General features: G+C 46.1%; 27 protein-coding genes. 13 read left to right on the plus strand and 14 right to left on the minus strand.

Annotated features, from left to right (window positions below):
* Nucleotides 1–72: 72 nt before the first annotated feature.
* From UF05_RS12650 to UF05_RS12660, 3 genes are read right to left on the minus strand one after another with little or no spacing between them, the layout of a single operon-like run.
* Complete coding sequence (locus UF05_RS12650) at nt 73–903, minus strand: hypothetical protein (RefSeq protein ID WP_045545664.1); 831 nt, start codon at nt 901–903, stop codon at nt 73–75.
* Entirely contained in the window at nt 903–1,760 is an 858-nt protein-coding gene (locus UF05_RS12655) for an ABC transporter ATP-binding protein (RefSeq protein WP_045545626.1), read from the minus strand. Before UF05_RS12655 ends, UF05_RS12650 begins: the two co-directional genes overlap by 1 nt.
* The gene (locus UF05_RS12660; RefSeq protein WP_005464887.1) at nt 1,757–2,128 is read right to left on the minus strand and encodes a GntR family transcriptional regulator; all 372 of its coding nucleotides are present in this window, start codon (nt 2,126–2,128) and stop codon (nt 1,757–1,759) included. Before UF05_RS12660 ends, UF05_RS12655 begins: the two co-directional genes overlap by 4 nt.
* Nucleotides 2,129–2,561: 433 nt before the next feature.
* On the opposite strand from UF05_RS12660, the gene gltS reads away from it, so the two are divergent.
* Nucleotides 2,562–3,788: a sodium/glutamate symporter gene (gene gltS / locus UF05_RS12665; protein ID WP_005464942.1), complete on the plus strand. Its 1,227-nt coding sequence runs from the start codon at nt 2,562–2,564 to the stop codon at nt 3,786–3,788.
* 177 nt (nt 3,789–3,965) lie between these two features.
* Nucleotides 3,966–4,832: a hypothetical protein gene (locus UF05_RS12670; RefSeq protein WP_045545627.1), complete on the plus strand. Its 867-nt coding sequence runs from the start codon at nt 3,966–3,968 to the stop codon at nt 4,830–4,832.
* 127 nt (nt 4,833–4,959) lie between these two features.
* Here UF05_RS12670 and nagB read toward each other — a convergent pair whose 3' ends face one another.
* Nucleotides 4,960–5,760: a glucosamine-6-phosphate deaminase gene (gene nagB / locus UF05_RS12675; protein WP_005464933.1), complete on the minus strand. Its 801-nt coding sequence runs from the start codon at nt 5,758–5,760 to the stop codon at nt 4,960–4,962.
* A gap of 385 nt (nt 5,761–6,145) precedes the next feature.
* Here nagB and UF05_RS12680 point away from each other — a divergent pair, with 385 nt between their 5' ends.
* Nucleotides 6,146–6,397 (plus strand): DUF3081 domain-containing protein, encoded by a 252-nt coding sequence (locus tag UF05_RS12680; protein WP_005464900.1) that lies wholly within the window; start codon nt 6,146–6,148, stop codon nt 6,395–6,397.
* A 151-nt stretch (nt 6,398–6,548) separates the two neighbouring features.
* Here the strand turns inward: UF05_RS12680 and UF05_RS12685 are convergent, their stop codons facing one another.
* Nucleotides 6,549–6,902: a DUF413 domain-containing protein gene (locus tag UF05_RS12685; protein WP_005464927.1), complete on the minus strand. Its 354-nt coding sequence runs from the start codon at nt 6,900–6,902 to the stop codon at nt 6,549–6,551.
* A 148-nt stretch (nt 6,903–7,050) separates the two neighbouring features.
* On the opposite strand from UF05_RS12685, the gene UF05_RS12690 reads away from it, so the two are divergent.
* Nucleotides 7,051–7,950: a LysR family transcriptional regulator gene (locus UF05_RS12690; RefSeq protein ID WP_005464903.1), complete on the plus strand. Its 900-nt coding sequence runs from the start codon at nt 7,051–7,053 to the stop codon at nt 7,948–7,950.
* A 120-nt stretch (nt 7,951–8,070) separates the two neighbouring features.
* Here the strand turns inward: UF05_RS12690 and UF05_RS12695 are convergent, their stop codons facing one another.
* The 3 genes from UF05_RS12695 to UF05_RS12705 form a co-directional block, all read right to left on the minus strand.
* Nucleotides 8,071–8,766, minus strand: coding sequence for a pirin family protein (locus tag UF05_RS12695; protein WP_045545628.1), 696 nt, complete (start codon nt 8,764–8,766; stop codon nt 8,071–8,073).
* Between the two features lie 21 nt (nt 8,767–8,787).
* Complete coding sequence (locus UF05_RS12700) at nt 8,788–9,231, minus strand: DoxX family protein (protein ID WP_015312747.1); 444 nt, start codon at nt 9,229–9,231, stop codon at nt 8,788–8,790.
* Nucleotides 9,232–9,580: 349 nt separating this feature from the next.
* On the minus strand, nt 9,581–9,784 hold the full coding sequence (locus UF05_RS12705; protein ID WP_005464930.1) for a hypothetical protein: 204 nt from the start codon (nt 9,782–9,784) through the stop codon (nt 9,581–9,583).
* Nucleotides 9,785–9,964: 180 nt separating this feature from the next.
* On the opposite strand from UF05_RS12705, the gene UF05_RS12710 reads away from it, so the two are divergent.
* From UF05_RS12710 to UF05_RS12720, 3 genes are all read left to right on the plus strand, one after another.
* On the plus strand, nt 9,965–11,332 hold the full coding sequence (locus UF05_RS12710; RefSeq protein WP_025632509.1) for a DNA-3-methyladenine glycosylase 2 family protein: 1,368 nt from the start codon (nt 9,965–9,967) through the stop codon (nt 11,330–11,332).
* Nucleotides 11,329–11,811 carry a methylated-DNA--[protein]-cysteine S-methyltransferase gene (locus tag UF05_RS12715; RefSeq protein WP_005464913.1) on the plus strand — a complete coding sequence of 161 codons (483 nt, stop codon included), beginning with the start codon at nt 11,329–11,331 and terminating at the stop codon, nt 11,809–11,811. The genes UF05_RS12710 and UF05_RS12715 overlap by 4 nt, the downstream gene beginning before the upstream one ends.
* Nucleotides 11,812–11,909: 98 nt before the next feature.
* Entirely contained in the window at nt 11,910–12,728 is an 819-nt protein-coding gene (locus UF05_RS12720; protein ID WP_024700806.1) for a hypothetical protein, read from the plus strand.
* 83 nt (nt 12,729–12,811) lie between these two features.
* Here UF05_RS12720 and UF05_RS12725 read toward each other — a convergent pair whose 3' ends face one another.
* Complete coding sequence (locus tag UF05_RS12725; RefSeq protein WP_005464880.1) at nt 12,812–13,420, minus strand: YitT family protein; 609 nt, start codon at nt 13,418–13,420, stop codon at nt 12,812–12,814.
* A 201-nt stretch (nt 13,421–13,621) separates the two neighbouring features.
* Between UF05_RS12725 and UF05_RS12730 the strand changes: the two genes are divergently transcribed.
* Nucleotides 13,622–14,017, plus strand: coding sequence for a GFA family protein (locus tag UF05_RS12730; RefSeq protein WP_045545629.1), 396 nt, complete (start codon nt 13,622–13,624; stop codon nt 14,015–14,017).
* 37 nt (nt 14,018–14,054) lie between these two features.
* Here the strand turns inward: UF05_RS12730 and nhaD are convergent, their stop codons facing one another.
* Together nhaD and UF05_RS12745 are read right to left on the minus strand one after the other, a co-directional pair.
* The gene (gene nhaD / locus UF05_RS12735; protein WP_025633215.1) at nt 14,055–15,485 is read right to left on the minus strand and encodes a sodium:proton antiporter NhaD; all 1,431 of its coding nucleotides are present in this window, start codon (nt 15,483–15,485) and stop codon (nt 14,055–14,057) included.
* A gap of 410 nt (nt 15,486–15,895) precedes the next feature.
* Nucleotides 15,896–16,921 carry an acyltransferase gene (locus UF05_RS12745; RefSeq protein ID WP_025633214.1) on the minus strand — a complete coding sequence of 342 codons (1,026 nt, stop codon included), beginning with the start codon at nt 16,919–16,921 and terminating at the stop codon, nt 15,896–15,898.
* A gap of 253 nt (nt 16,922–17,174) precedes the next feature.
* Between UF05_RS12745 and UF05_RS12750 the strand changes: the two genes are divergently transcribed.
* Entirely contained in the window at nt 17,175–17,765 is a 591-nt protein-coding gene (locus tag UF05_RS12750) for a TetR/AcrR family transcriptional regulator (protein WP_045545630.1), read from the plus strand.
* 119 nt (nt 17,766–17,884) lie between these two features.
* Nucleotides 17,885–18,742: an alpha/beta fold hydrolase gene (locus UF05_RS12755; protein WP_031850025.1), complete on the plus strand. Its 858-nt coding sequence runs from the start codon at nt 17,885–17,887 to the stop codon at nt 18,740–18,742.
* Between the two features lie 111 nt (nt 18,743–18,853).
* On the opposite strand, the gene UF05_RS12760 is transcribed toward UF05_RS12755, so the two are convergent.
* Entirely contained in the window at nt 18,854–21,400 is a 2,547-nt protein-coding gene (locus tag UF05_RS12760; RefSeq protein ID WP_045545631.1) for a glycosyl hydrolase family 18 protein, read from the minus strand.
* A gap of 369 nt (nt 21,401–21,769) precedes the next feature.
* Nucleotides 21,770–22,273 carry a DUF2850 domain-containing protein gene (locus UF05_RS12765; RefSeq protein WP_005497678.1) on the minus strand — a complete coding sequence of 168 codons (504 nt, stop codon included), beginning with the start codon at nt 22,271–22,273 and terminating at the stop codon, nt 21,770–21,772.
* A 324-nt stretch (nt 22,274–22,597) separates the two neighbouring features.
* Here UF05_RS12765 and ppnP point away from each other — a divergent pair, with 324 nt between their 5' ends.
* Both ppnP and UF05_RS12775 read left to right on the plus strand, forming a co-directional pair.
* On the plus strand, nt 22,598–22,882 hold the full coding sequence (gene ppnP / locus UF05_RS12770; protein WP_005464991.1) for a pyrimidine/purine nucleoside phosphorylase: 285 nt from the start codon (nt 22,598–22,600) through the stop codon (nt 22,880–22,882).
* 170 nt (nt 22,883–23,052) lie between these two features.
* A complete protein-coding gene (locus UF05_RS12775; protein WP_005464981.1) occupies nt 23,053–23,334 on the plus strand; it encodes a hypothetical protein in 282 nt (93 codons plus the stop codon).
* A gap of 19 nt (nt 23,335–23,353) precedes the next feature.
* Here the strand turns inward: UF05_RS12775 and UF05_RS12780 are convergent, their stop codons facing one another.
* Nucleotides 23,354–24,511 (minus strand): GGDEF domain-containing protein, encoded by a 1,158-nt coding sequence (locus UF05_RS12780; protein ID WP_005464995.1) that lies wholly within the window; start codon nt 24,509–24,511, stop codon nt 23,354–23,356.
* A 575-nt stretch (nt 24,512–25,086) separates the two neighbouring features.
* On the opposite strand from UF05_RS12780, the gene UF05_RS12785 reads away from it, so the two are divergent.
* The gene (locus UF05_RS12785; protein ID WP_045545632.1) at nt 25,087–26,427 is read left to right on the plus strand and encodes an MATE family efflux transporter; all 1,341 of its coding nucleotides are present in this window, start codon (nt 25,087–25,089) and stop codon (nt 26,425–26,427) included.
* Nucleotides 26,428–26,478: the final 51 nt, after the last annotated feature.

The following is a 26,478-nucleotide window of genomic DNA, read 5'->3' on the forward strand; positions in this document are numbered from 1 at the left end:
GTAAAAATAAAAACGGTCACAACGCAGGTTGTGACCGTTTTTTTATGTCTCGATTTTTGTTCGAGCCGTTGTTTATTGAATGGTACGGCTGAACTTCAAACTTGCCGTCCACGCCAGTATCCCAATAAAGGCGTAGATGCCGACGTTGGCCCAACCCGCTTCAGGAATCGCACTGAATGGGTTAGAGGCGATGATCGCATGCAGAGGCAAATAGAGCACAGCTGAGAAGAACTGATCCACCCCGTAGTAACCAAACATCGCAATTGGCATCCAACGTAGCGCATAAATCGCGATGAACAGAATCACCAACGGCGAGTTTACCTTCTGCGAAATTGCCATCGCGCAAAGTGCTAGTGGCAGCATCAACACGCCTGCGAGCGCCATTCTTGCTAAGAACTCCACCCAGTGCAGCAGCACGTAGCCAAGCGAAGTTTGACGATAGAGCAAAGCCAGTTGTTGGTCGGTCGAAATATTAAGTAACCACAGCATAAAATCAGCCGCCAAAACGAGGCCAGAACACACCAGCGGGATCACCAACAAACCAAACGTCAGCTTCACGAGGTGCGTTTTTAGATCGCTAACTGGCATACTGCGCCAAAACATAATGCTGCCTTCGGCACGCTCTTTACGCAGCGTTCTAGGGAAGTACTGAATGGCAAGCAACATAGACAGCAAACCAGCGCCACCAGTGATCAGCATGTTGACGTCATCCCCAAGTTCTTTGTGAATATCACTCACATCGCCACTGAGGCTCATTTCGAAAAACATATTGTGTTGCAACGTGGTGTTACTCATCAAACTAATAAAAAGCAACGCTCCACACGCCAACATAAACAAAGGTAAGCGCAATACTAGTGGGTTTTCTAACCACTCTTTACGCAACATTGCGACGACAGAGCGCATCATGCTGCCTCCTTTTGTAACGCTAAAAACAGATCCGCCAGTTTTACACCGTGAACATCGCCAAGCCCTGCCGCTCGATCAGCGTATTGTGAAGACAATAGCCATTTCGTTGTACCCAATCCTTTTTGAGAAGAGAGTGGGTGCATCGCTTCAATTTGCGCACGGTGTTCGTCATTGGCATCGAGAATAAAGTAGTTTTCACTGATACTGTCCATTGAGGTTTGCAGCACCGGGCGACCGTGTTTAAGAATCAACACATCGGTTAACAGATGCTCGATCTCGGAAACTTCATGGCTGGTGATGATCAGAACGCGTTCACCATCGTGAAACCATTCCAGTAAATGACGGTAGAAGGTGTCGCGGTAAACCAAATCCAAACCAAGAGTTGGTTCATCCAAAATCAGGATTTGTGTATTGGTTGCGATAACAATGGCAAGGTGCAATTGCACTTTCATCCCTTTCGAAAGGGCTCTGATTTTCGCACGTGGTTTGATGTCGGTTTGACGAAGCAGCGCATCCGCTTTGCTGCGATTGAAACCCGGATGAACCCCTTCGGTATAACTCAGAAGCTGAGAGACCGTCATCCAATCTGGCAAAACATTCACATCTGAGATGTACGACAAATTCTGCATGATCTTGTCACGCTGCATCATGGGCTCGAAGCCATTGATGCGAATAGTCCCTTCGTAGTCGTGGGCGCCGAGTAGGGCGTTAATAAGCGTCGATTTACCCGCGCCATTGTGGCCGAGCAAACCAAGCACTTGACCAGCATGTAAGTCAAAACTCACATCATGAAGCGCCTCTCCTTGTTGACGGTACTGCTTGGAGACGTTTTTTACACTGACTAATGCGCTCATTGGTCACCTTTCATATGGGGGTTGAGTTGCTGGACAAGTTCATCAACTGACATGTCCAGACGTTGTAATGTATCGGCTATTTGAGGAATTTGCTGTTCAAGAAAGCGAGCCTTTTCCGCAGAGCGCAATTGTTGAATTGCCCCTTGTGCGACAAACATGCCTTGGCCACGTTTTTTCTCCACCAGCCCTTCATCAACAAGTAACTGATAGCCTTTCATGACGGTAAGGTGGTTAATTTTCATATCGGCAGAGATGCTGCGGACGGAGGGTAAAGCCTCGCCTTCTTTCCAGACGCCCTGCAATATTTGTTGGGTGATTTGATCAGCCAACTGGCGAAAAATCGGTTGGCGATCATGCCAATGCGTCATGATAAACATCCTATGGCTGAATTGGTGTTATATATATGTATAACACTGGGTTTGAGAAATAGAAAGAATTAATCTTTTTGCCATCACACAACAGCGTGTTTATGGAGTCCGTTTTCAACACGTTGCACCGAATATTTGCACGCAATCGGATGCGTTTTTCTATTTCAAATTGATATAAAAACAACCGCTTCTCATAAGCTGAGAATCCGCAATTAGAGGTACTTCAGAGCGTGAGAAACTTACGACAAAACTCACGTTTATCACTGAGTGAGAATTTATTGAATATTAAAATCAAAAAATTCTTATTTAGTGAGAACTAGAGTGGAATTCACCCTAGAAAAATAAGGACTCAATAGGCAATCTGATTGGATTCGTTACCTATCTCTCGTTGAAGCATTACTCAGCGGATGAGAAAAAGGAAAAAAGAGGTTTTATGAATCATGTTATTTCAATCGGCCCACAGGAGTCGTTTCTCGTCGCTATTTGTGTGTTGTTCCTAGGGCAATTTATCAACACCAAACTTCCAATTTTAAAAAAATTTAATATCCCAGAACCGATTGTTGGTGGGTTAGTCATCGCCTGTGTGATTACCGCAATGCACTTTAATGGCGTTGATTTATCCTTCGATTTACCACTGCAAAACACCTTTATGTTGATGTTTTTTGCCACCGTTGGATTAGCGGCAAACTACACCCAGCTGATCAAAGGTGGTGCGAAGGTGTTTATCTTTCTCGCGGTGGCATCAGCGTACATTCTTATTCAAAACGCCGTTGGTGTGTCTTTGGCGACCGCATTGGGCTTAGATCCGTTAATGGGCTTAATTGCGGGTTCCATTACGCTTTCTGGTGGTCATGGAACAGGCGCTGCTTGGTCGCAGACTTTCCAAGATATGTACGGGCTACATAACGTACTTGAGGTTGCGATGGCATCTGCGACATTTGGTTTGGTGATTGGCGGCATCATCGGCAGTCCAGTGGCACAGCGTTTGATAGACAAAAACAACCTAGAATCGGAATACGGCCGTACAAATCAAAGTCACCAACGTTTTCCTGAACTCGTGACTTATAACGAGCACGAAGAAGACCGAGTTACTGCAAAGAAAGTGGTCGAAAGCTTGTCGATTATTTTGTTGTGTGTGACAGGGGCGGGTTATCTAGAAAACTGGGTGAGCAGCTTTGGCATCAAATGGTTGATGATTCCAGACTTTGTCTACGCGTTGTTTATTGGTGTGGTGATCACCAACATCATGGAAGTGACGAAAGTTCGCAAAGTCGACTTAGAAACCGTGGATATTCTCGGTACGGTTTCATTGTCGCTGTTCCTAGCAATGGCGCTAATGAGCCTAAAACTGTGGAACATTTTTGACCTAGCCATTCCGTTCTTGATCATCCTTGCCGTGCAGTCGGTAATTCTTGCGGTGTTCGCTTACTACGTGACATTCCGCGTCATGGGCAGCAACTACGACGCGGCGGTAATTTCTAGTGGACACTGTGGTTTTGGTTTGGGGGCGACCCCAACAGCCGTGATGAACATGGGGTCTATCGTGAACCGTTTCGGCCCGTCACCACAGGCGTTTATGGTAGTGCCGATTGTCGGTGCATTTTTCATCGACATCGTTAACTTAGTGATTTTGCAAGGCTGCATCGCCTTTATCAAATAATCGGCGAAAGGCGTAAGCACGCCAATTTTAAAATCATTTAAAGGCAAAGCCAGTCGGAAAAGACTGGCTTTTTTGTTTCTTGGTATGAATCTTTCTCATTCTTGCTTCAAGCAATGAAATCAATGCGTTAATATCATTCACAAGATGTTATTTTCCCAGCAGCAGGAGGCTCCACACATGTCAGAAAAAATATCGACATCAGCATTAGCGAAAATGCGCAATATTGACGCCAAGCTGCTGTTTTCAGATCTCAAACGCGCCGGTTACATCACTCGCCAAGAAGACAAATGGATCCTGACGGAAGAGGGCGCTAAGTTCGGCGGTGAATATGTTGACCACCCCAAGTTTGGGCAGTTTATTGTCTGGCCTACGAACTTGCATATTGAGCTGAATCCTACCTCTGGGAAAACTCTGAGTGCCACACAACTTGGCGATAAACTTCGCCTTAATGCCAAGCGAATCAACCAATTGTTGAGTGAGCTAGGCTGGATAAGTAAATCGGAAGACGGATGGCAAGTCACCGAAGCGGGCATTCGAGCAGGTGGTCAACAGCGTGCAGACAAAGAATCACAAAACACCTTTGTGGTTTGGCACGATGTCGTTTTGCGCAACAAGCGTTTGAAGCAATCTGTAGTGGAGTTTTTGGGGCAAGATGCGGAGTCGCACTCCACCGACAAATCCTACTCCAGTTTTCGTCAAAAATTCGAAGCCAAACACCGGACTTTGGATGGGCACTATGTTCGTTCAAAAGGGGAGTTATTAATTGATAACTGGTTGTATTTGGCTGGCATTGTCCATGCTTACGAGCGACAACTCCCGATAGAACAAGAAGTGATGAGCGATTTTTATCTTCCTGCTGGCAAGCTGTACCTTCAGTTTTGGGGAAGTGATAGCGGAGAGACGCCAGAAAAAGAGCGAGAAGCCATTCGCACGGTGTATCAGCAACACAACTTCAATTTGATCGAAGTAGAGCCAAGTGAATTAGACAAGCTGGATGAAGTATTGCCAAAACGTCTGCGCCAATTTGGCATCCAAGCGTACTGAGGTTCTTCTCAAATGAACGAAGATGCTTGCGATGTGATGGTATTTGTCATGCCCAGAAACGAAAAAACCCGTGATGATTCACGGGTTTTGTGTTTTTAGCGGTTATCTTGGCTCATTGCCCGAAGGATTAGAAGCCTTTGATGTTTTCCGCTTCTAGCTCAGAGAAGTACTTAACTGTCTTCACTTTAAGCTCTTGTTGTGAAGGCTCGTCACATACGATCACTGCTTTAGGGTGCAGCTGAAGAGCAGAAACTGTCCATAGGTGGTTTACACAACCTTCAACAGCCGCTTCTAGTGCAAGTGCTTTGTTGTGACCAGTCACTAGGATCATCACTTCTTCTGCGTCTAGTAGTGTGCCTACACCGATAGTCAGTGCGTATTTAGGAACTTGGTTGATGTCGCCATCAAAGAAGCGAGAGTTCGCGATACGAGTATCTTCAGTTAGTGTCTTGATGCGAGTGCGAGAAGACAGAGAAGACGCTGGCTCGTTGAATGCGATGTGACCGTCGTTACCTACACCACCCATGAATAGGTTGATTTTGCCGTAAGACTTGATTTTGTCTTCGTAGCGTTTGCATTCTGCTTCGTGGTTGTCAGTGTTGCCGTTCAACAGGTTGATATTTTCTTCTTGAATATCAATGTGGTTGAAGAAGTTGTTGTACATGAATGAACGGTATGACTCTGGGTGATCCGCAGGGATACCGATGTATTCATCCATGTTGAAAGTGACAACGTGTTTGAAACTTACTTCACCAGCTTGGTAAAGCTCGATCAGTGCTTTGTAAGTTGCTAGAGGAGTGCCACCAGTTGGTAGACCCAGAACGAATGGACGCTCAGCAGTAGGTTTGAAATCGTTGATACGCTTAGCGATGTGCGCAGCTGCCCACTTACCTACTTGTGCTGCTCGAGTTAACGGGATAAGTCTCATTTTGTGCCCCTAGTTATTGGAATTTAAGATGTTCTGAAACATTAATTCGCATTATAAAATAAGTAATGACGAACTGCTATTGTTTTAGGTCAAAAATTTGCTTTTTCTTTAACCAATGTTGCCTTTTGCAACCAGTTTTACGTTTGCGTTACGCTAAATCGTTAACTTGTGAGTGTTTTTTGGTCACTTGAGTTCATTGATAGATGCGTAAAATTTATGGCTTGAATTAAGTTATAAAGTAAACATCAAGCGTCGATGTTCTGGATTTATTGGGTGGTAAGTAGCGGAAAAAATTCAAATATTTTGATCTCACTCAACCTCGTACATGGCAGGTAAATCATTCCTTAACCATAATTACAGCGTGTGAACAGGTAGGGATATCACGATGAAAAACGAATTGGATCCAAGCAAAGTGCTACAAGCGTACGAAAACGTCATGAACAACGGTTCGCCAACGGAGTTCGGTAAGATCTATGAAGGTGTGGAGGCGTTCTCGGATTACGATGGTTACAACGTCTTTTTAAGAGGCAACGGCGTGGAGCTGAAAGTGGGTTTCCACAACACGTATCACCTAGAGTACGAGCAGGAGCACTTAAAAGAAACGTTTTTGAAAAAGATTGCGATGCTGGCGAAATAGGTCGACATTTCCCATGCACCAAAATCGCAGATATTAAAAAAGCCCTCGGGAGAACGCGCCCTTGGGCTTTAGGAGAAGAAATGGGTCAGAAGCGTTCACTCACACCGAATGATGAACGTTTGTTGAACATCTGACGTTTGGTTATTTCTTATTAATCGTCTTCAGCCAAACTCTCTTCTGCATAGTCGTCAGCCGCATCTGGTTTGTTGCGACCGTTTAGCGTATGGAAGCGCTTACGACCACGAGCCAGCTGGGTGTATTTTAACCAAGTGCGCTCGATTTTAGTTTTCGCTTTGCCTGGGTTTTCTAGCACCTTGACGAAGTGTTTCTCTTCGCTATTCTCAGGTGTTAACTCGCCTGACTCTAAGCCAAGCATAGTATCCCCATAAATTGTTAGGATTTCCTCTTCCGAAAGAGTAAAATCGCCAGACTTTGCAAAGCCGCGTGGGAATTTTACGTTGTCGTAAAAACGTTTTTTGCCATGACGGAATTCAGTGTCAGACATGTCAACAGCCTCTGTAACCGTTATTGATGAATGTAGTGAACTACGGCGAAAATTAGGCGCAAAGCTAACAAAAGAAAAACAAAACTTTTTTGTCGTCAAGATTTTAATTAATTGTTAATCTGGTTTGATATTAACCAGGAGTTGGTTTATGGATGTTAAGGTCTTTAGAACATTTTTAGAGCTGGCAAAGGTTCGTCACTTCGGACGCGCAGCTGAGAACCTGTATATTACGCAAGCAGCGGTCAGTGCCCGCATCAAACAATTGGAAAGTTACTTCGATACGCAATTGTTTATTCGTGATCGAAATAACATAAAGCTGACCTCTGCAGGGGAACGCTTAATCAGTTATGCCGAAGTTATGGTCACCACATTGCAGCAAGCAAAACTGGAATTATCACTTGAAGATGGAAAAGCATTACAGCTCACCATGGGCGGTACGCCGAACATTTGGGATGCGTATTTGCAAAACTGTTTGAGTATTGTGACGGATTCTTTCGGCGGTTACGGCTTTATGGCCGAGGTGATGGGCCGTGAAATGCTAAGCCGTAGCTTATTAGAGCGCACGTTAGATATGGCATTTGCGTTTGACCAAATCAAAGCTGATGAGCTTAATTGTAAAAAAGTCGCGGATGTTGTCCTTGTGCTGGTTTCTACCGAGCAAGATTCATTAGATACGGTGTTTGAGCACAAATATGTGTATGTGGATTGGGGAACACGCTTCGCTTCTGAGCACTCTGAGCGTCACCCTAAAATTCCGGCTCCGTACCTGCGCACATCGACTGCGCGTATTGCTTTGGACTTCATTTTAGAGAAAGGCGGCGCGGCGTATCTGCCGGTGTCTCTCGTAGAGCCGTTTATTGCGAATGGGCAGCTCTACAAGGTATCTGGAGTGGAAGATTGGTACCGACCTATCTACTTAAGCTATCGCAAAGCCAGCACGTCTGTAGAAGCAATTAAACAGGTCGAAGAGATTGTGAAAGAAATCGATCCTCTCACGGCTTACAGCTTGCAACAGATTGGGTCTGCATCATCGGATGCAAACCATTAACGCTTGGCGTCAATGAAAACGGAAAAATGAAAAGCCCCCTTGGCGTTTGCCTTGGGGGCTTTCTTTTTTAAGCGAGATTTATCACCGGATGGCGATAGTTCGATATCTATGAACCGATAGTTACGGCAAGTCAAAGATTAACGCAGTAACCGATTGATTGGTCAGGTTACGAAATGTCACCTTGCTCTGAGCTTCGATTTTAGCGCCATCACCGCCCGTTAGCAGGGTGTTGTCGATATGCAGCTCTCCCGATACTTGATGAACGTAAACATTTCTTCCAGAGTGGATGTCGAAGGCGAGTTCGCGATTCGGCTCCAAAATCAATTGATACAAATACGCATCTTGTTTGATGTGCAGTGTGCCACTCTCTCCCGTTGGGGTTGCAATGGTGGTTAACCCTGAATTACGTCCAAAATCTTTTTGCTGGTAGCCCGGTTTATTCCCAAAGGTGTTAGGTTGAATCCAAATTTGCAAAAAGCGTAAAGGGTCTGTTTCTGATGCGTTATATTCGCTGTGGTAAATGCCTTTACCTGCCGACATCAGCTGAAACTCCCCCGCAGGTAACGTTTGTACATTGCCTTCACTGTCTTTGTGCGCAATGACACCTTCTAGCACATAACTGATGATCTCCATGTCGCGGTGACCATGAGTATCAAAGCCTGCGTTGGGTTGAACTAGGTCATCGTTGATGACTCGCAGTTCAGAAAAGCCCATGTGTTTTGGATCGTAATAGCTACCAAAAGAAAACGTATGTTTGCTGTCTAGCCAGCCAAAGTTTGCTCGACCTCGGTCTTCGGCGTGTCTTACGGTGATCATCAGTGCCTCCAGTGTCCGTGGTTAGGAGAATTTTTTGTTTAGGAAGTTATCTAACGCCGCTTTACCTGCGCCAGAAAAGGCCAGTGAAACACTTGCTGCTAGCAGAGCTAGGCCAAATTCGTAGCCGTTGTTTGCCATAAATAAGCCGTTTTCGAAGTGCACTGAGAAAATCGCCACAACCATAGTGAATGAGAGTGCGACTGCCGCAGGGCGTGTCAGCAAACCAAGTAGAATAAACAAGCCACCGAAAAATTCTGCGCTACCAGCAAGAAATGCCATCAATACGCCAGGGCCAAGTCCAATTGATGCCATCCATTGTCCTGTGCCTTCCAAGCCGTAGCCGCCAAACCAGCCAAACAGTTTCTGAGCGCCGTGCGCCATAAAGATGATGCCGATAGGGATACGTAATGCCAGTGCGCTGTAACCTGATTGTGATGTCGTGATTTTGTGTAAAAGTGTTTTCATGATGCTGTCCTCGATATGTTTGTTTCAGTGGGAGTGTGTCTGCTCCTGAGCTGTTGAGAACAGTTTAGGCGTGGTTGATGAGGTTATTAATTGGCTTTATTTGACCTTCTCGTTCAATAAATTCGAATTAGTATGTTTTAACGTTTTTGCTCAGATGCTTATCTGTAATTTATTGGGAGTAAGATTGGCTAATTTAGCGATTTTAACGACAACTAAGTCGTAAATTTCGATGGATTTGGTATGTGAGAGAAAAATATTGTTGATCAAAACGCAAAAAAAAAAGAGCACAGGGGGCTGTGCTCATTGCTTTCACGATTACAAGGGAGAAAGGTGTGTCCAAAGTAGAAGATCAAAGGTTCATCAAACTTTCTAACGACTCCTCGACATTGTTGTAGTGATAGGTCCGAATATTCACGCCATCTGTGGCATTGATTTGAATTTCTGAAATTTCGTTACCTGAGTCACGTTCGATGATCCCAATGGAGTGATCAACGGATTTACTGGTAATAACCTTTTGGTTTCTTAGTACAATTACGCAAGTATGTAAGTCCATGCCAATTCCCTTTAGCCGACGTTGTTGTGATGTTCTGGATTTAACTTTAGTGTACAAATTCGCTAATGCCAATAAATCTCAATATTGAGTTCCGAAAATGGCTAATCTTCATTTGTTCTGCGTTCTACAATGAAGTTATATCGAGTTGTTTCCACAGAATGCACGAGCAAGGATCGCTTCATGTTTATCCATCCTCATACATCGTTGACCTTCGAGCAGTGCCAAAAGGCGCGAGTGTCGCGAGACAGCCGTTTTGATGGTCGATTTTACGTCGCGGTAAAAACCACAGGGATTTTCTGCCGACCGATTTGTCCGGCGAACCTACCCAAAGAAGAAAATGTAGAGTACTTCACCGATAAAGCCCAAGCACTTAAAGCGGGTTATCGTCCTTGTTTGCGTTGTCGCCCAGACAGCGCGCCGGGATCGTGGGCATGGAAAGGCGTAGAAACAACATTTCAACGCGCGATTTCGTTGATTGATCGAGGAGAGCTGCATCACCACTCGGTGTCTGAACTGGCAGAGCGCGTTGGGATTTCTGATCGTTACTTGCGCATGTTGTTCGAGCAGTATCTCGGCATGTCACCAAAACAGTACGCGCAATATCAGCAGTTAATGTTCGCCAAGCAGTTGCTGCATTCCAGTTCGATGTCGGTTACGGAAGTCGGCTTCGCCGCCGGTTTTAACAGCACGCGTCGTTTCAACGATGCGTTCCAAAAGTTTCTGAAGCTCACGCCTTCTCAAGTTCGTCGAAGAGAATTTGATGGCGTGAGCACGAATCGAATTGCGTTGTCTTATCGTGGCGAGTTGAATTGGCAACACATGCTGGATTTTTACCGATTAAGAGCCATTGAGGGCGTGGAGCGGGTGAGCGGCGAGAGTTACCAACGCAACGTTTGTTTGGATAACAGCAAAGCGTGGTTTAAGGCGATCAAAGGTGAAGGAAACCTTGAGCTTGAATTCGAAATTGAAGAAGTTGCGAAGCTGCAAAACTTAGTGTCTGGAGTGCGTCGTATGTTCGATCTCGACACCGATATCTGTACTGTCGAGCAGCATTTGGATTATGTGGCGCCGGGGCTTGTTTCGAACCGAGGCATTCGGATTCCTGGAGTGTGGAATCCTTGGGAAGCCGGGGTTAGAGCCATTCTTGGTCAACAAGTGTCGGTCAAGGCCGCGATAGGCCAGCTTAACTTATTGGTAAAAACGCTCTGTGGTGATGCTGACAAGCGCTTTTTCCCGACGCCAGATGCGATTGCGAATGCCGACGTGAGTTTTTTGCGGATGCCGCAAAGTCGTAAAGAGACGTTGGTGCGTTTCGCTCAGTTTATGCAAAGCAACGCGGAGACGGATCCGCAACAATGGTTAGCGTTGAAAGGCATTGGACCTTGGACGGTCAGTTATGCTCAACTGCGTGGGCAATCCCAACCCGATTGCTTTTTAGATAAAGACTTAGTGGTGAAAAAAGCGATGCAGCGCTACCCATCACTCAATACGCACACCGCAGCCCCTTGGGGAAGCTACGCGACGTTTCACTTATGGAATCAATCATGAACACAGTTTATACCGAGATGCCGAGCCCACTAGGTGCGGTCACTATCCAATCTAACGCTGAGGGCTTACTTGGCATTTGGTTTGAGACTTGTACGACCAAGCCAAGTGAATTGGGGCGAAGAGATGATCAGCATCCGATTTTGCGCCAAGCCGTCACCCAGTTGGACGAATACTTTTCGGGTCTGCGCAACGAATTTGATTTGCCTTTGGCAGCGACAGGTACCGATTTTCAAAATCAAGTGTGGCATGCGTTAACGACCATTCCATACGGCGAGACGTGGAGCTATCAAGATCTCGCCAACGCGATTGGCAACCCGAAAGCCGTGCGTGCGGTTGGGTTAGCAAATGGCAAGAACCCTATTTCCATTGTGGTGCCTTGTCATCGCGTTATTGGTAAAAGTGGCAAACTGACTGGGTATGCTGGTGGGGTAGAACGCAAACAACGTTTGCTCGCATTAGAGCAAGGTACACCACTTTAAGTGAGGCGATTCTCATATTGTTGTTTGGCGTGCAACGCACGGTTGAGAATTGTGTAGAGTGGTTTGTTTACGAACAAGATAACAAGGATAACAAGGGCATGTCTTTCAAAATGGATTTTGATGCATTCATGAGTGAGTGTTGGCAGCTGCACGAGGAAAAGCCAGAACAGGTCTATGCTCAGTTAGAAACGGCGCTGAATGAGGTGGAAGCGCTCAGCCAAGTTGAGCGAATATTTGCACTAATGCTGCACACCGCAATTGGTCACCTTGAGCATCCCGAACTGTTTCTTGCCTGTTTAGACAGCTTAGATGATCGCGCCATTACCGAGAGTTTGGCGTTTAAACGTAGCATCGCCGTTGCACGCTTTTTTGTCGATGGCACTGAGGATGTAGCATTGCTGGAGGAGCAAGATCAGCGTCGCGTGTTCTCTCTTATTGCGAACGAACTTTCTGCTCTTACTCAGCTTGAACCAGCGAGTCAATGGTTGGCGAAAGCCGCATTAGGAATGACACCACACGATGCAGAAGAGGTGCTAGCGCGTTCGATCGCAATCACCGCAAACAACTTGGCTTGTCAGTATGAAGAGCTCTCAGAGCGTACTGACGAGCAGAAAGCGAGGATGTTAGAGTCTGCAAGGCTAGCACTGGATTATTGGAAAATAGCGGGCGGTTGGATGCAGGAAGAGCGCGCAGAATATCGTTTGGCGATGAGCTTGCTGAAAGCCGATGCACCTAAAGAAGCCAAAGTGCATGCTGAACGATGTGAAGCCATTTGTCTGCAAAACGGCGGCGATGCGTTTGAGCTGTTTTATGCGCATGACTTATTGATGCAAGTGCATTTTCAACTTAGCCAGCAATGCAAAAAACAATTGGATGCGCAGGTGCAGCAATACTGCACAACCAGCGAACTGGCGTAGGTTTACCGCCACAGCAAAAAGCCCCGAGCTAATGGCTAGGGGTTTTTTGGCTGTCTAAACACTTTCGTATTTCTAGGTGTTGATTATGCCGTTTGCGGTTTTGGCTGGTATCGTCCAGGTTTGTGGTTCATCGCCAAAATCAAGTTGGTCGCAATGGCACCAAGAACGGAGAGAGCGATAAGGTGCACATCCACAATAAACAGCGACATCACCACGATGGCACAATCGAGCGCCATCTGAATTTTGCCCGCTCGAATCCCAAAGCGTTCCTGAAGGTACAAGGCCAAAATGTTAAAGCCGCCCAAACTCATCTTGTGACGAAATATCACCAGCATACCAATACCGATCAATCCACCGCCCAACAACGCTGCGTAAAAAGGTTCGATTCGGGAAATTTCGATCACGTGGTGCAGATGGTCGACCGCGAAGGAGACAATAGAAACGGCAATAAAGGTATTAACCGTAAACCTCCAGCCCATGCGCATCACAGACAGAATATAAAAAGGGAGGTTAAGGGCGAAAAATATTTGACCAAAACTGAAGTCACTGACTTTGGTCAGAAAGATAGCCAAGCCAGCGGTGCCGCCAGTTAGTAATCCTACTTTGCTGAAAAATATCACCCCAAGTGACACCAACGCACTCCCGAGCGTCAGAGCCAAGAGGTTTTCTCTGAGGCTATGATCTTTATCCATAAAACAATTTCCTTGGTTTAAAAACCGCAGCGGAGACAATCTGTCTATCGAACGCGGTAAAAAGTCGCCAAAATAGCGACTAATAAATCGGCCGATAAAATGTCGCGAAAAGTGACCAATGTCGAGTTTTTGGACAAGATTATGATGATGTTAAGCTGTTTAACATAATGTACACATGAATAAAAACAACAAGGAAAAGCGATGATTAAGCAAGTTGGCAACACTCAAATTAACCCCCTGCATCGACTGACCTGTCACTGCGGAAAAGTCGAACTGGAACTTACGTTACCCAACGGAATTGAAAAGCCGAGACGCTGTGATTGCTCTATGTGTCGTCGTCGAGGTGCGATTGTGGCTTCAGTCCCTTTGAGTGGTATTCGTATCGTTCAAGGTGACGATGTTTTAAAGCGCTACCAATTTAATACGCATACCGCGAAGCATTTTTTCTATAGTGAATGTGGCATTTACACACACCATCAACGCCGATCAGATCCAAGTGAGTACGGTTACAACGTGGGATGTTTAGAGGGCGTTAACCCGTACGAATTGGGTGATATTGAAGTGATGGATGGCGTGAACCATCCATCGGATCGTTAGACTAAGTAGCTAGGCGTGTCATTGGGGGTCATTGGGATTAGGTAAACAAGCCGCCGTTCATCCACAAATGAGCGGCAATACTGGCGGCGTAGCCCAGAGCGATCACGGGCGTCCATTTTAAGTGGCCAAAGAAAGTGTATTGGCCACGCGCTGCGCCCATCAAAGCCACACCCGCGGCAGAACCAATCGACAACAAACTACCCCCTACGCCCGCGGTGAGCGTAACAAGCAACCAGTTACCAGTGGACATACTTGGGTCCATCGTTAGTACCGCAAACATGACCGGAATGTTATCGACAATGGCAGAAAGCACACCGACCATCACGTTCGCCCAAACCGGATTCCATTGGGTGTACATGACGTTTGAAACCAATTCGAGATAACCGAGCAAGCTCAAGCCGCCTACACACATCACGACGCCATAGAAGAACAGCAAGGTATCCCATTCGGCGCGAGAAACACGATGGAATACGTCAAACGGTACGACAGAGCCTAAACGTTTCAGCGCATGATCGTCCCCATTCGCAATCGCCATGGCCGCTTTTTTCGCGAGCGAATGTTTGAGGGTTTTTCTTAAGAAGTACCCGAAGAATTGTAGGTACGCCAAGCCCATCATCATGCCAACCACGGGTGGGAAGTGAAGAACAGCATGGAAGGAGACAGCCGTAGCGATCGTGAGGACAAACAGCAGCACAATGCGCTTTGCGCCACGTTTTAATTCGACATGCTCGTGGATGGTATTGGGCTTGGTGTTCGGTACAAAAAGGGACATTAAAAACGCTGGCACGACATAGTTTATTAAAGAAGGGACAAACAACGGCATAAATTCAGAGAACCGCACATGCCCAGCTTGCCAAACCATCAAGGTTGTAATGTCACCAAATGGGCTGAATGCCCCGCCCGCGTTGGCGGCGATAACGATGTTGATGCAAGCAAGATTGACGAACCTTGGATTGTCGCCAGACACTTTCATTACCACCGCGCACATCAAAAGGGCCGTAGTTAAGTTATCTGCGATTGGAGAGATGACAAACGCCAGAAAGCCCGTCAGCCAAAACAGCTTTTTGAACCCGAACCCTTTCCCTACCATCCACGCTTGTAGAGCATCAAAGAGTTTGCGCTCTTCCATCGCGTTTATGTAGGTCATCGCGACGAGCAAAAACAGCAACAGCTCGGCGTACTCAAGTAGGTTATGTTCCAACGCCGCTTTTGCCACGTCTTGCTGGTGGTGCTGGGCGAAGGTGTAACCAATCAAAATCCAAATCAGACCTGCCGCGAGAAGTACAGGTTTGGATTTTCTCATCTTCAAATACTCTTCGAGCATGACCAGAATATAAGCGATCGAGAAAAGAATGAGAGCGATATAGCCCACGGCGGAGTTCACCAGATTAAGATCACTGGATGCCGCTGCAAAGCTTGAACTTGAGAACAACAAACAGCAGAAAGCCACAATAGGATAGATTGGCATAGACATTTCTCCCTTGTCTTGTTGGAGAAATATTAGCCATAAATTAAGGGGTTAGTTGTGAGAGAGCTCGAATTAACAGTAGGAGTTAAGATTTGGGTAGCTTGCGCCACTATTTTCTGAGTGACGCAATGCTCGCCGCGCCAAATAAGATCGCAACAGCGTATAAACCATAAGTTAGCCAATGGCTAATTTCTAGAAAAGGAATGAGTCCCTGACCTGCCCACATACAGCCTCCGTTTAATGAGCAATGTTGTAATAGTCGAGTCAATCTAAAGCAAATGAACAATGTTTTTTGTGAGTGACGGCAAATTCTGAAGGATTAGAAAGTCAAATTTTGGTGAGTGAGAGAGAACTCTCACTTTAAAAATCAATACGCTAACACTTTAGTGTTAGCGTATTGCTGAATCCATTTAGCGGAGTAGGGCTTTTTTCAGTGGAGATGCTTCAATTGCCCTTACCAACAACAAGGTCACGACGAGAGTGGCAGGAAACAAGAAGGCATCTTTAGCTAAGTCTTGTAATCCTAAAAAGCCCGCTATGTTCATCATGGCAATAATGACCAACAGATGGCTCACGTAAACGCCTAAAACACTTGGGGCCCACTTGAATACCCATGGCATGTTGCCAAAATTAGGATGAACTAACAGCCACATGAACACGCCGAGCGACCAAATGACGGTGCCAAACAAGAAGTCGTTAGAGTTGAAGGCCACATCGTACTGCATCAACCAGTAGGCTTCACCAAAGTGCAGAGCCATACCGAGGAGAATCAGGCGAATGGTGTTGTTGCGTGACCAAAGCCACTGTTTTTCTCGAATCAAGTAGCCAAATACCACAAGCAAGGTACTGAAAAATGGCCCATTACGAGTGAAAAACGGAGCAGGTAAATCGGTGAGAGGTGCATAGCTGCCTGCCAAAACACCATAGACGTAAAGCAGCACTGCTGTTGGAAGAAGTAACTGTGTCATGCCAATTCGAACTAAGAAGGCGATGATAGCGACCGCAATCACCAATGCGGGAATAAACCACAGGTGGACAAGTCCGCCTTCTAGTAATGAATTCAGTGGTGCAGACGCTAAGTATCCCCAGTAGCCTTGTCGTTCGGCAAGGTATCCTGCTTCTGCTACGACTTGCCATTGGAACGGCATGAGTAAGCTGATCACGCTCCAAACCAACCAAATTTTCATTAGAGGTTTCGCATAGTTGGCTAAAGTTTCGAGTGGATTGCTGCTCAGCTTAGGTTGTATAAGGTAACCAGAAATAAGGAAAAAAAGCGGAACCGCAAAACGAGCGAGCTGATTAAGAAGATAACCAACCCAAGGTACGCCATCCCACTGCCAATAAGTGAGGGCCATTTGGCAATGCAGACCGACAATTGCCACCATGGCAATGATGCGTGCAAATTCTAAACTGGCTATTTTTCGGTTTGTCGCCATACGTTACTTACCTAAATGAATAAAAAACTTCAGCGAAAGTAACAATTCGCGACGCACTTCATGCATGAAAAAATCAACACATTGCAGCTTGAACCTTAGCAATGTCTGAATTTAAGACTCACTTCAAACTTCTTGATTCCGCATCTATTAACCCACTCAATAGGTCGATCTTAGCAAGAAAATAATATGGATAGATGGTTAGACCAGTTAACTCTTCATTGCAAAAAAGAACGACCGTGCTAAAACTACAGTTATGAAAAAAGGAAAAGTAACGAAAGAGTTCATTCTGCAGCGCGCATTTGAAATTGCCAGTGAAGACGGCTTAGAAAGCCTCACCATTGGCGAACTAGCGAAGCAGTGTGGCATGTCCAAAAGTGGTTTGTTTGCTCACTTTAATTCCAAGTTGAATTTGCAGCTTTCCGTGCTTGAGTACGCAAACCAAGTGTTTGCTGAAAGAGTGATTGAACCTGCACGCGGGCTTGGTGATAGCAATATTGAGCGGAAAATCCGAGGGTTGTTGGATTCTTGGATGACGTGGAACCATTCATTTCAAGGCAGTTGTATGTTCCTTGATGCGTGGAATGATGCCGCAGACAAAAGTTGTCCGTTACAAGCGGCATTACGTAAAGCGATTGATACTTGGTTAAGTTATCTAGAAATTCAAATTGCGAAAGGCAAAGAAAACCAAGAGTTTATAAGCGACTTAGATACTCGTCAGGCGACGTTCGATTTATACGGGCAGTACCTGAGCGCGCATGTTTTCTATTCGATCAAAGGTGAGGAAGAGAGCTTACGCCTATTTTGGCAAGGCATCGACAACTTGCTTGCTCGATGGAGAGGTTAACACCGTCTACGGGTAACGAAGATACATTTTAAAGAGCGACAGAGTTCGCTCTTTCTTATCAGCATAAAAAGCACGACCGTTCTATTTTTGTAAGTGTGCTGATAACTAAGGAAAAGATCATGAGTGAGAAAATCTATTTTAATACCTCGCAGCGTTTTAGTGTGAAGCGCAGTCTCGTCAACATCAGTACCCGCTTGCACCACACATTAGCCCCATCGCATGCGAAGAAAACAGCGCGAAAACTTCTGCTTACTCCAGCGCGTACGCAACCAAAAAATGCGGAGCCACAAGGATTAGTTAAAGCAGAAATCCAAGGGCACACTGGGGCTATCAAAACGTATTCGTTGGGTCAGGGGCCTGTGTGGGTTCTGACTCATGGTTGGTCGGGCACGGCGAGCCAGTTTTATCCGTTGATGGAGCATATCGCGGCTTGTGGATTTACAGCGTTGGCTTACGATCATCCAGCACATGGTGAAAGTGATGGTCAATATGGCCATATTCCGGGCTTTGTGCGTGGTTTGGAAGAGGTTCTCGACTCGGTAGAAGAAGGCGTCGTCGGATTGGTTGGACATAGTATGGGAACGGCGTCTGCACTTGAGTGCCGTCATCATAAATTGGAAAACAAGCCACTGCTATTGATTGCGCCAGTGTTGAATTACGTAGAGAACTTGTTTGGCAGCATTGCGCGTTCTGGCTATTCAATGAAACTGTTCAAAGCGGTGGTATCGGAAGTGGAAGATCAGTATGGCTACCCATTGCAATCGATCGACCCTCTGAAGCGACTCTCGGAGCGAGCGGCACCCACGATCATCGTGCATGATGAGCAAGATAAATTCACTAAACACAGCATTTCCGCTCAAGCCGCTGACGAGATTGAAAATGTTGAGTTGGTGACAACACAAGGTCAAGGCCATGGGCGAGTCATGAAGTGTGAGCAAGTATTTAGCAGCTTCGACCGCTTGATTGAGCGCGTGTAGTTATTGGCTTAGTGATGTTTAATCACAATGAAAAAAGAAAGGACAGCCGGGGGCTGTCCTTTTTCGTTTTTAGCTTCTGTGAGTGCAAGGTTTACACTCAGAATGTTAGGCTTAGTTACAGTTAGCTACGCCAACTTCTTTCCATACACCCCATTCGCCAGACTTGCTTGGATCGTCACCCTGAGTCCACCATTTCGCTTCCCACGTTTTACCTGCGTGAGTCACTTGGTTGCCACCTGTGTACACTGCGCTCGCATCCCATGCGTTGTCACAAGTACCTGGGTTTGGATCGGTTGTGTGCTGTGCAACAACCACTATCGCGCTTGCCGATGAAGACGCTTTACCGTCGCTCACACTTACAGTGAAACTTAGGCTTGTGTCTTGCGGGTATTCCGCAGCAGTGAACGTCACTTTAGAGCCGTTTACCGTTGCGTTCAGACCTTGAGGCAGAGTCCAGTTGAAAGTAAGAGTATCGTTGTCTGCATCGCTAGACGCAGATGCATCTACAACCACAACGTCACCAGCGTTTGCTGTTGCTGGAGCAACAACTTGCGCTACTGGCGCGTTGTTCACTGGGTCAACCACACCTGCTGGCTTCACAGTTACTACAACAAGGTCAGATGCCGTTGCACCTTCGTTGTCAGTCACTGTCAGCTTGAAAGTTAATTGCTCTTCAGCAGTAACTTCTGCGGCATCAAAGCTTGCTTTCGCTGTGTTTGCGCCTGCTAGTACCACTGCTGTACCAGATACTTGTTCCCATGCGTAACTCGCGATAGTGCCGTCAGAGTCTTTCGATAGGCTACCATCTAGAACCACACTTGCAGGGCCAGTTACCGATTGATCTGCGCCAGCTGCGGCTGTTGGTTTACGGTTTGGTTGAGGAACTACACCGCCAGCCATACCTTCGTGCATTGCGTTGAGAATGTCGCCGTTATCCGCGTCGATTTCCCAAGAGAATAGACCCGCAAGACCTAGAGATTTCGCGTAGCTACCTTTTGCTAGCACTGAGCGATGGTCATCAAATGTGATCAACTCACCCGTTGTACGGTTCCATACCCATGGGGCTTCTGCTTGCGCATCGTAGCCGTACTCGAAGCCGTTAATGCCAGTATTGTTTGCACCTAGCATGAATGACTTAATGCCTTTGTAGTCGATTACGCCATCTTCCCAAACACCTTGTGCAGTGCTGCCTTTCAGTTTACCTGTCGCAGTACCTGTCATTGGGTCGTTTGGATCTGTTAGTGTATCTGGTGTTACGCCTTCCCAGCCACGGCCGTACATTGCAGTACCAAGGACTAGCTTGTTCGCAGGAACGCCTTGAGCAAGAAGAAGTTGGATACCGTTATCTGCTGTATACGCAGGGCCTTTGTAAGCTTCGCCGTTTTCATCTACGCCGCTGCCATCACATTGGCCAGGGCGCATGAACGAACCACAGTAAAGTGCAGTTTGGTGACCAGGAACGTTGTTCCAGCCGCCGTAGAAGTCGTAAGTCATCGCGAAGATGTAGTCCATGTATTGAACGGCATCTGCGTAGTTTACGTCTTCAATCTTGTCATAGCCGACACCGATTGCTGAAGTTAGCTCGTAAGTACGGCCAGTTTCTGCTTCTAGCTCATCTAGCATTGCGCGCAGTTCACGCATCAATGCAACGTAAGCTGGACCATCGTTTACTGGGTCGCCTTTATCTGCTGCAGCACCGCCGCCACCAGGGAATTCCCAGTCAATATCTACACCATCGTAGAATTTCCAAGTTTTCAGGAATTTCTTAACCGATGCCACGAATGTGTCGCGGTTCGCTTTATTAACGAAATCGTAGAATGGGTCAGACAGTGTCCAGCCACCGATAGATGGGATGATTTTTAGATCAGGGTTACGTTGTTTCAATGCCATTAGCATTGCGTAGTTACCCTTGATAGGCGTGCTGTACTCGTGGCCAGCTTGCGGGAAGCTCTTCTGGTAAGCGGCCCATGGGTCATGGATTACCACTTCGTAATCAGGCACACCGCGACATGCAGTTTGAAGAGCGTTAAAGCTGTTACCACCAACAGACTTAACAGATTCGTTTGGACCACAGATTGGAATAAAGCCGTAAAGGATGTGAGTTAAGTTGTCGGCTGGCATATTGTCTACGGTGTAGTTACGACCATAGATGCCCCATTCAACAAAGTACGTACCCATCACGACGCTAGGGTCGGTGTTGTATGTTTTGTTGTTTGGATCAACGTTCATCGTTAGTGGCTTCAAGTGAGAGCCATCTGTATCCGCGATGGTGATTTCTGCAGGAGCACTTTTCGAACAGCCTGTAGCATCACACGCTTCAATTTCCATTTGGTACAAGCCGCCTTGGCCGTAATCAAATGTTGCTGTGGTTTGGCCGCCAGTGATAGCGCCTGTTGCGACTTTTACGCCATCAAAATAGATGTTGTAAGTGTCGCCAGGTGTACCGCTCCACTGGTTGAATTTAACGGTGATTTTAGCTTGGTCATGGTATTTCACCATGTCGTAGTAGCCAGATGTGGTTTCCATAGCCAGTTCAATTTTAGAAAATTGAAGGTTATTAGAACCGTACATATCGACACTTGGTGCGGTCGGAGCTGCGACTGCAGCACCTGATAGCGCTAAAGCAACCCCAGCTGCACATAGGTTAAATCGAATCATAACTTCTCTCTCAATCCTTGGATTCATGTTCTTTCGTGAACATAAGCTGCTCTTGCACCAGATAAGATGATCAGATTTACACCACGTGCAAAAGCATCACACTCAGCATTTCAGAGAGTTTTTTTTCGTCAAAAAAAATTAAAACGGTTTTCGAGTCACATGAGAGAACTTAAATAAAACCCACACTCTGTTACACGGAAAATGTAAGACTGAGTCAATAATTTATAAATATTTGGCAGGAATTAAATTAATTGTTTACTCAATTTTGGCGGGTATAAATGCGACGAATATCTTATTTGATTGTTTATTAAGGTTTTATTTCATCGCGTAGAAGTGCCTTAGGACGGTAAAATAGAGGTAAAAAACGTGCTAGTCGCGACTGAAATGTTCACTCAGTGCGGCTCGTCGTTTTGATGCTGCGCCCACTTCTGAACCTTGAACAGTATGCTCAAATCCCTTTCGAATGAATCGCTGATCTGGGATTCGAGGTTCAATTCGGCGTATTTGTGGTGACAGGTGAGAGCCAGAAAGTTGATACGCGGTTTCACCTAATCCGGTATTTAAGGTGATGACTTTGCCATCAAACGCAAACTCCGTGGTGATCAAACGATGATTTCGATACACCCCATCGGAGGTAAAAATAAGGCGTTCGGTTTGATAAGGGGGAGCACCAATTTCGATCCACTCACCATAGACGTGTTCGGGGTCGATGTAATCTTGGTAGGAGACGTGGAGCTGATAAGCGAAAAAAGCCACCAAACTGCAGACAAAAATAACGAACGCACTTTTGACCATCTTAAGCTGGTGTCGAGCCCAAAATGAAAGTTGCGGTTCTTTATCTTGTTTCCTTTTCCTGCGAGCGGGTATGGCCATGAGTACTCTTATCGTCCTTTTTTAATATGGTGGAAACCTTCCGCACTAAAAACAAACAATCTCGCCGTTGCGACCCAGAAACTATGATCTAATGTCCACTTTTACAATCGGATACACTATTACTGATTGATTTGTCGTTAATGATTGACTCCTTAGTGATTAAGAATGGGCTGCAAATTTCGAATTATTCTTTCCTGTTGTATTAGCCAAATTCTGCGCTGATTAACTGAGTTCTCAATTCGGTAGAATCTCTGTGCTTTAAAGGCTTGAGTCGCAGAAAAAAACAGGGTAAAAAAGAGCGGACTTTTGATAAGGAAACCAATAATGAGTATTAAGGAAAATAGCTATTTTGCAGGCGGTGTAAAGTCACTAGGTTTTAACCAGCACGGACAGGATGTTAGTGTCGGTGTGATGCTTCCGGGCGAGTACACATTTGGTACGCAGGCTCCTGAGCGCATGACAGTCGTTAAAGGTGCTCTCGTGGTGAAACGCGTAGGTGAAGCCGATTGGACAACCTACAGCAGCGGTGAGTCGTTTGATGTTGAAGGTAACTCATCATTTGAGCTGCAAGTGAAAGACGCAACGGCTTACTTGTGCGAATACCTATAATCGGTACAAATGCTGAATTGCTTTAAGCCACCTTCGGGTGGCTTTTTTAGTTGCGTAATTTCCTTGAACTGGCGCACGAGATATCGCTTAGAATTCGGTATCTTGGCGCTATTTATGCGCAACTGTGTATATACTTAGTATAAGTACACCCATCAACCAAGGAGGAAGTGATGGCAGTACAACGTAAGCATTCTGATCTCCCTCCTCGCTACGAAGCGAGCGATTTAACGAATGAACAGCGACACCGCTTTACTGAAGTAGCGAACGCGGCGCACAAAAGACGCAAGTTTTACAAACAGGCGATAGAAAAAAGCTTGGTCGGAAAAATGAAGGAGCGAGCTTTTAAGCCAGTGATTGCACCACAACAAGGAAAACCAAGCCGGGCGCGTCAAGCCTTCTGGTTGATCGTGTTTTTAGCGCTTGGGTTGTGGGCGATGCACTTTTTTGCATAATCGGGCGACTCACAGAGGCTTAGCACGCCTCTGTCATCTCAAGCATTGATTCTTGTTGTTTGCGCAGCTCACCAGCATGAGAACAATGTTCGTAAAACGCGTACTGATTTTTACCCGTGTGTTTCGCGGCATACATCGCTTTGTCTGCGCAGCGGGTAAGCTCTGATAAATCGTTGGCGTCTTGTTTATAGATTGCGGCTCCTACGCTCATCGTCAGCTCATTATAGGTATCGTAGTTTTGATATCCCTTTGGGAACAAATTAACGATGCGATCCAAAATGCCATCTAGGTCTTGTTTACTGCGCACATCGTAAAGCATTAACACGAACTCATCGCCTGCAAAGCGCGCAATGGAGTAGTCATGTTTATCGGTTTTTCGGTCGCTGTTACGAATGCTTTTCTTCAATCGAGTTGCAAATGCTTTCAACACTTGGTCGCCAACATCGTGGCCATAGGTGTCGTTGATGTACTTAAAATTGTCGATATCGAGAAAAACCAACGCAGTGACACTGCGTTCGTCTGAGTGGTCAATGTCGTGCAGTTTTGCTCTGGCCCACGTTTCAAAGCTCCAACGATTCGCTAAGCCCGTCAGTTGGTCTAGGTAGGCCAACTCCTCAATCCCTTCTCGGTAAAGGGTTTGAATGTAGCTGACGACTTTTGCGTAGTAGTAGGAGAAGGTATGGCAGACAAAACTGATGGCTATCAAGGTGAACATGAATCGGCGTTCGATCATATCGCCAGTGGCAGGTAAGCCGTCTAAAAACGTAATGCCAAAGAAAACCAAAATCATGTAGGTAGCGCTAAAGAGTAAACCGACTTTGAACTCGTTAATCAAAATGATGGTTGCGACGATGGGGTAGAGCCACAATAATTTTCCGGAGGGCGCATCATTAAAAAGAAGCAGTAATAACCCCTCAAACATGATGACGGCGCTGAGCAGTAAATCGGCATATTTGTGATGCCTTTGAACTTTAATGAGATAGCAGATCCCTAAGCAGGCGATGGCACTGAAGGCATGCAAAACGCTTAATCCCCAATGATTTTCGAGCGATTGGACGATAGCGCCGTACACCAATAGTGTGGCGGCAATGCTAGAACACAGAAAAACGATTTTCTTTTTTCTCGTCGAGCGGATATCCGCCATTTCTTCTAGGCGAGCCCCGGCCAATGTCGACATCTTCTATCCCTACTTAAATTGATATGTACGTCTATTCTAGGCGGTATTTTAGCGATAAATAGAATAACAAAATCGCCAAATGTGAACTTAGTCATGTTGCGAGGTGATTGAATCTTGTAAGGAATTTTCTGGGTGTGACGACGCCAAGGGTTTTGTTTATTACGATATCTATCGATATGTTGCCTGCAATATGGTGATGACGGTTACAAAGTTACCTTGATGTGTGCACGTTGATAAATACAGATAATGCATAAAAACGGCTGTTGGCGAGTCGATTCTCAATTCGCTGAATGGCGTCATTTAACGGCGTTAAGCCACTTATCAACCGCGTACCTATTGAGCTCATTGTTCGTCAGTCGATGATCTCTAAGCGCCGTCAATGAGTCGCGTGGGCTTGAAAAATCATTAGAAATATTTTCCTCAAATGACAGGAATTATTGTTGTCGTTGTGACCAATCTCCGACTAAAATCCGCGCTGAATCTCAGTTTCATCTCAAACGAATCCCGAATTACTTTTTATAGACTGCCTCACAGTTCTCTGCGAGGCAGTTTTAGTTGTTGGAAAGGTTAAAAACATGCCTAAAAGCCAAAACATCAACCAACGAATGTCCATCGTGGCATTAGCTTGGCCGATTCTTGTCGAAATTTTGCTACGGACGGCTTTAGGAACCAGTGACGTGTTCATGCTGAGTGGCTACTCGGACAAAGCCGTATCCGCTGTTGGTGTGATCACGCAGATTACTTTTTTCTTAATCATCGTTTCGACGTTTGTCAGCAGCGGAACGGGGATTTTGATTGCCCAATACAATGGCGCAGGGCGCGAGCAAGAGTCTGTGAATGTCGGCGTAGCAAGTATTGCGCTGTCTGTGATCATCGGTGTGCTATTGAGTGTGATTGCCGTGCTTGGCGCGATATTCCTGCTCCCGTATTACGGTTTGGAGGCACAAGTCGAGCAATACGCACGTGAATATTTGCTGATCAGCGGAGCGATGACGTTCAACGTCACCATAGGCATAGTCTTTACGACCATTCTGCGTAGCCATGGCTATTCACGCTCTCCAATGGTGGTAAACTTGATCTCGGGTGTGTTCAACATCATTGGTAACTATATTGCGCTTTACCAGCCATTCGGTTTACCTGTGTATGGTGTGCAAGGTGTAGCAATAGCAACCGTCGTCAGCCAAGTCATCGGTACGTTAATGTTATGGTTTATTCTCGCTCGCAGCAGCATTGAACTGCCGATGTCGACCATGAAACAAGTGCCCGCAAAGATTTACAAAAAGATCTTAAAAATCGGCGGCATGAACGCGGGTGAAGTGCTGTCTTACAACGTGGCGCAAATCTGCATTGTGTACTTTGTGGTGCAAATGGGGACGGCATCGTTGGCAGCTTTCACTTATGCACAAAACATTGCCCGTTTCTCGTTTGCTTTCGCGTTGGCAATTGGTCAGGCAGCGCAAATTCAGACTGGTTACTACATCGGTAAAGGTTGGGTGAGCAGCATTTTAAAACGTGTACAAATCTACTTCTTAGTGGGATTTGTGGCATCAACGGCGGCAACCACACTGATTTACCTGTTTAGAGAAGAGATTCTGCGCGTATTTACCGATCAACCAGAGATACTCGCATTGGCAGGTTCGTTAGTCATGGGCTCAATTTTGCTCGAGGCCGGACGTGTGTTTAACCTGATTTTTATCGCGGGGCTCAAAGGCGCGGGTGACATCAAGTTCCCAGTGCAAATGGGGATTTTGAGTATGTGGGGACTAGGCGTGCTTTTCTCTTATATCTTTGGCATCCACTTGGGTTATGGCGTTTTAGGGGCTTGGATGGCAATCGCTCTCGATGAATGGGTGCGTGGTATCATCATGGCAAGGCGTTGGCGTTCTCAGGTGTGGACCAAGTTTAAGGTGAGCTAACGGTTTTTGGTATCGCGCATCACGCTTATTCTGTTGTTAGAAACCCAAAAA

It is taken from the genome of Vibrio sp. S457-15 (assembly GCF_000960545.1).
In the GTDB taxonomy this organism is placed as follows: domain Bacteria; phylum Pseudomonadota; class Gammaproteobacteria; order Enterobacterales; family Vibrionaceae; genus Vibrio; species Vibrio parahaemolyticus.